Origin of the sequence: Vibrio sp. V39_P1S14PM300, from assembly GCF_009904765.1 — a bacterium.
GTDB classification, from domain to species: Bacteria; Pseudomonadota; Gammaproteobacteria; order Enterobacterales; family Vibrionaceae; genus Vibrio; species Vibrio proteolyticus.
Window position 1 is genome coordinate 1 of the sequence record NZ_WXWP01000152.1, and the last position, 4,988, is coordinate 4,988.

At 52.0% G+C, this 4,988-nt stretch carries 5 protein-coding genes; all 5 read right to left on the reverse strand.

What is annotated here, in order from left to right; genetic code table 11:
* Positions 1-353: thymidylate synthase (locus CAG65_RS07680; RefSeq protein ID WP_337247547.1), on the reverse strand; the 353-nt coding region annotated here is incomplete at its 3' end.
* A 12-nt stretch (positions 354-365) separates the two neighbouring features.
* Positions 366-1,181, reverse strand: a complete 816-nt coding sequence (gene lgt, locus CAG65_RS07685) for a prolipoprotein diacylglyceryl transferase (RefSeq protein ID WP_021705637.1) — start codon at positions 1,179-1,181, stop codon at positions 366-368.
* A gap of 42 nt (positions 1,182-1,223) precedes the next feature.
* Positions 1,224-2,018: a sulfite exporter TauE/SafE family protein gene (locus CAG65_RS07690; RefSeq protein WP_021705638.1), complete on the reverse strand. Its 795-nt coding sequence runs from the start codon at positions 2,016-2,018 to the stop codon at positions 1,224-1,226.
* A gap of 9 nt (positions 2,019-2,027) precedes the next feature.
* Entirely contained in the window at positions 2,028-4,274 is a 2,247-nt protein-coding gene (ptsP, locus tag CAG65_RS07695; RefSeq protein ID WP_161453215.1) for a phosphoenolpyruvate--protein phosphotransferase, read from the reverse strand.
* 2 nt (positions 4,275-4,276) lie between these two features.
* Entirely contained in the window at positions 4,277-4,822 is a 546-nt protein-coding gene (gene rppH, locus CAG65_RS07700; RefSeq protein ID WP_443098384.1) for an RNA pyrophosphohydrolase, read from the reverse strand.
* Between the last annotated feature and the right edge of the window lie 166 nt (positions 4,823-4,988).

Sequence of the window (4,988 nt, forward strand, 5' to 3'; positions counted from 1 at the left end):
GGCTTCGCCCAGGCACGCCCCTGCACCCCATAAACCCGCCCCATGTCATCCTCACCTTTACGATAAGGGTTATCCAGCCAGGCTTGATTCAAGTTGGCGTTGGCGTCCCAGGTTTTGGTGCCCAACTGACGAAAATCGGCCGCATTGTCATAACCTCGGATGTAGCCAAGCAGCTCGGCTACGGCGGCTTTCCAGAAGCTTTTACGCGTGGTCACCAGCGGGAACTGATTGTGACCGACATCGTAACTCAGGTCGGCATTGATCACCGTCAGGCAACGTTTACCGGTGCGTTCGTTTTCAACCCATACGCCCTGATCAACAATACGCTGGCAGAGGTCTAAATACTGTTTCACTTGGATTCCTTACTACTTTGCTGCAACGCCGTCTTTGTACCGTCCACGCTTGTAAGCCCAGATGATCATCAACAGACCGGCCAGAATCATCGGCGTCGACAGGATTTGCCCCATTGAAATCACGCCATCAAACAGCCCCAGTTGCGCATCCGGTTCACGGACGAACTCGACAAGGAAGCGGAATGTACCATATCCAAGCAAAAATAGCCCTGATACCGACCCGAGTGGACGAGGCTTTTTGATAAACCAGTTAAGAATGAAAAACAACACGATGCCTTCCAGTGCCAGTTCATACAGCTGAGACGGATGGCGCGGCAGAGGACCTGCGTTGGGGAAAACCATCGCCCATGGCACGTCTGTTACCCGTCCCCAAAGCTCACCATTCATAAAGTTACCCAGTCGCCCCATCCCGAGGCCAAACGGCACCAGCGGCGCAATAAAGTCGGCCACACCAAAAAAGGTCCGGCCTTGACGATGCGCATACCAGGCCATCGCAGCAATCACACCAAGCAGGCCACCATGGAATGACATTCCGCCGGTCCAGACTTTAAACAGGTAAAGAGGATCGTCGAGGAACAGACCAAAATTATAGAACATCACGTAACCGATACGGCCACCGATCACGACTCCCAAGAAACCCGCAAACAGCAGATCCGATACTTGCTCTCGGGTCCAGCCACTGCCTGGTTTATCAGCCCGGCGGTTAGCCAGCCACAAAGCAAAGGCAAACCCAACTAAATACATCAAACCGTACCAACGGATCGACAAAGGGCCTATCGTGACCAGAACAGGATCAATATTAGGAAATTGGAAGTATTCCTGAGACATAAAACGTTTCTCTTGCTTGAAATAGGTATTAAGAGTGAGATGTCATTGCAGTAACATAGTTCCGGCAACAAACATCAAAAACACGGCAAAAATTTTCTTGAGTGCGGCGGTCGGCATCCGAGTGGCCAAACGGGCACCAATGCGTGTGGTCAGCATCGACGTTGCCGCGATGGCAGCCAATGCAGGCAGATAAACATAGCCCAAGCTGTACGGCGGTAAGTTATCACTGCTGAAACCGTGCAGAATAAACCCGGTCATACCGGAAATCGCGATCACACAACCACACACTGATGATGAGCCGACAGCACGGCGCATTTCGACCCCGTGACGGTTGAGAAACGGCACCGACAACGAACCGCCGCCGATACCAGCCAAGCTCGATACCACGCCGATCCCGGTTCCGTAACACATGGTCGCCAGTGTACCTGGCATGTCGCGATGTTTGCTGTTTTTCAGCGACAGCAACATCTGCAGCGACAGCAGCAAGACAATGACACCAAAGATTTTCGGCAGGTACTGAGCCGGGATCCATTCCGCGATATTCGCGCCGACAAACCCGCCAATCACCACTCCCGGCATCAACCATTTGACGACAAACATATCGACATTACCCAGCTTGAGGTGGTTGAGTGCCGACGAGCCGGACGTCACGATGATGCTGGCCAGGGAGGTCGCCAACGCAATATTCATCACGATGGCAGGGTCAACCTTAGCCATCGGCAGCAGAAACAGCAGTGCCGGTACCACCACCAGGCCACCACCAATGCCCAGCAGCCCAGCCAACACACCTACCACAGAGCCGAGCAGAAGCAACAGCAGCAAAAATTCAACGTTCAAGTGATTACCTTATTTTTTCCCGGCACGAATGAAGCCGGCGAAGCCTTTCTGTTCAAAGAAGTGCTGCAACATATTGTAAATGGCATCCCCGTAGGGTTGCATCAGCGCTTTGTCAGCAAGTGCTGTTAATTCTTGTGCAGCGGAATGACGCAACAGGTATTTAACCCGGGCAACGTTCGACGTGTTCATACTCAGCGTGCGATACCCCAGCCCTACCAGCAGCAGCGCGCCGATCGGGTCACCGGCCAGCTCACCGCACACACAGACGGGCAGCTTCAGTTGCTCACAGCACGACTGGATCTGCTTCAGTGCCATCACCACCGCCGGATGCATCGATTCATACACATCTGCCACGCGGGAATTATTGCGATCCACCGCCAGCAGATATTGGGTTAGATCATTGGTCCCAACCGAAACAAAGTCGATTTTCGTGGCAATGAGTGGCAGCAAGTAAAGTATCGACGGTACTTCAATCATGATGCCAACGGGCGGCATCACGATCCGTTCATCGATGACCGACACCTCCTGATACGCCTGATGGATCAGCGTTAACGCGTCGTCGAGCTCTTTCGCCCCTGATACCATCGGCAGCAGTATACTCAAGTTCTGATATTCTGCACTGGCTTTCATCATTGCCCGAAGCTGCATCAAGAAGATATCCGGATGATCAAGCGTAAAGCGGATCCCACGCCAGCCAAGAAAGGGGTTGTCCTCTTCTATCGGCAGGTACGGCAACGCTTTGTCACCGCCAACATCCAGCGTCCGCATCACCACCCGTTTGTCCGGATACGCTCCCAACACCGCCTGGTACTGCTGGGTTTGCTCTTCTTCAGAAGGAAAACGGTGTTGCAGCAGGAAAGAGATTTCCGTTCGGTACAACCCGACCCCGTCAACCCCCTGGTTCACAGCAATGTTGGCATCCGCGCTTAACCCCGCGTTGAGCAACACCTGCACCCGTTCTCCATCCTGAGTACAGGCGGGCTCTTCGATGCGCTTGTTGACCATGCTGGCCAACTCGCGCTCTTCCGCCGCCAGTGCACGGTATTCACGCAGCAACTGTTTGTTTGGCGAAATCAGGATCTTGCCACTGTAGCCGTCAACAATCCCCAGCTTGCCGTTCAGATTTTTCAGATTGAGCGTGGCGCCCATCACCGCAGGAATGCCGAGCGCCCGCGAGAGGATAGCGGCGTGCGAGTTAGCCGCCCCTTCCAGCGACACAACCGCCAGCAGCTTATCTTTTGGAATCGACGCCAACAAGGAAGCGGTCAGCTCTCGCACCACCAGAATCACCGGTTGTTCAAATTCTTGCTGTTCATTTTCGGTATTGTGCAGGAAATACAGCAGCCGCTGCCCGAGCTCTCGAATGTCCTGAGCCCGCTCGCGTAAGTAGACATCCGACATCCGCGCAAAACGGTTCGAGTAGGTTTCCACTACCTGACGCAACGCCCAGTCAGCGCGATCGCCTTTCTGGATTTGCGCTTTCAAATCGCCGCGCAGCATCGGGTCATTCAGCAAGTGAGTAAAAAGATCAAAGATCGCCAATGCATCTTTGTTGATTTCGCTGTCGAGTTTCTTGCGCATCCGGCGGAAATCACTCAGCGCGGCTTCCACTGCCAGCAGCAACCACTCCTGCTCTTGTTCGACATTCAACGTCGACGCCGGATACACATCGGTAAGTTGCGGCTGAGTGTCGTCCCACCAGAACTGGCCAATGGCAATTCCCGCCGATGCTGGAATGCCTTTGATCGCCTGTTGTCGCTTGCTCAGCTTCCACAAACCCTGGGTTTGCGCGTGGGCAATGATCACCGCCAACTGGGCCGCCAGAGTAACCAGAAAAGACTCTTCCATTTCACTGAACTGACGCGGTGTTTTCTGTTGTACCACCAACACACCAAGCACTTGTTTGCGGTGAATGATGGGCGTGCCGAGGAAACTTTGGTATACCTCTTCCCCCAGTTCGGAGAAGTATTTGAAATTGGGGTGTTTGGAAGCTTCAGCCAGGTTGATAGGTTCAGCAGAACGCTTCACCAATCCCACCAGACCTTCATTAAAATCGATATGAATTTTATCGCCTTTGAACTTGAGACCTTGTGTGGCCATCAGCTCCAGGCGATGCATCTCTTCGTTTGCCAGATAGATAGTGCAACACTCCGTGCTCATTGCACGGCATGTCTGCTTCACCAAAACATCCAACGCCTGATGGACGTCTTCCACTTTGGAAACCTGTTCAACTATTTCCCTTAGTTGAGAAAGCATGCCTATCCTCTTTTGTGTTTGCGTTTACCTTTCAGTTTACGTTCACGGAACGGCATTGCCATCGAGGCAAACTCCTTCATTGCCCGACGATAAACATCGCGCTTAAAAGAAACCACTTGTCTGACCGGATACCAATAACTGACCCAACGCCAACCATCAAATTCAGGGGAATTACCACGCTGCATATTAATGCGCGATTCTTCGCACTCCAGACGCAATAAAAACCATTTCTGTTTTTGGCCGATACAGACAGGTTTGGAATCCCAGCGAACCAAACGCTTGGGAAGCTTGTACCTCAGCCAATGACGACTGGTTGCGATGATCTTGACGTCTTTCTTCGTCAATCCCACTTCTTCATACAACTCCCGGAACATGGCTTGCTCAGGAGTTTCGCCATCATCAATGCCACCTTGAGGAAACTGCCAAGAGTGTTGTCCGTATCGTTTTGCCCAGAAGACCTGACCATGGTTGTTACAAATTACAATTCCCACATTTAAGCGGTAACCATCGCCATCTATCGCTGGCCAACCTCTAATAAAATCTTTAATAACAGTGATTTTTCCACATATCCCCAATATGAGCAAACTTCCTTGTGTGATTGAGGCGTGATTTATTGTGTTCACTGCGCATATTGAATAACTTTTACACCAAACCGTGGTTATCAACAGCAGGATGAGAGCTACGCCACATTTATTCACCTTTTCTGTGCATAAC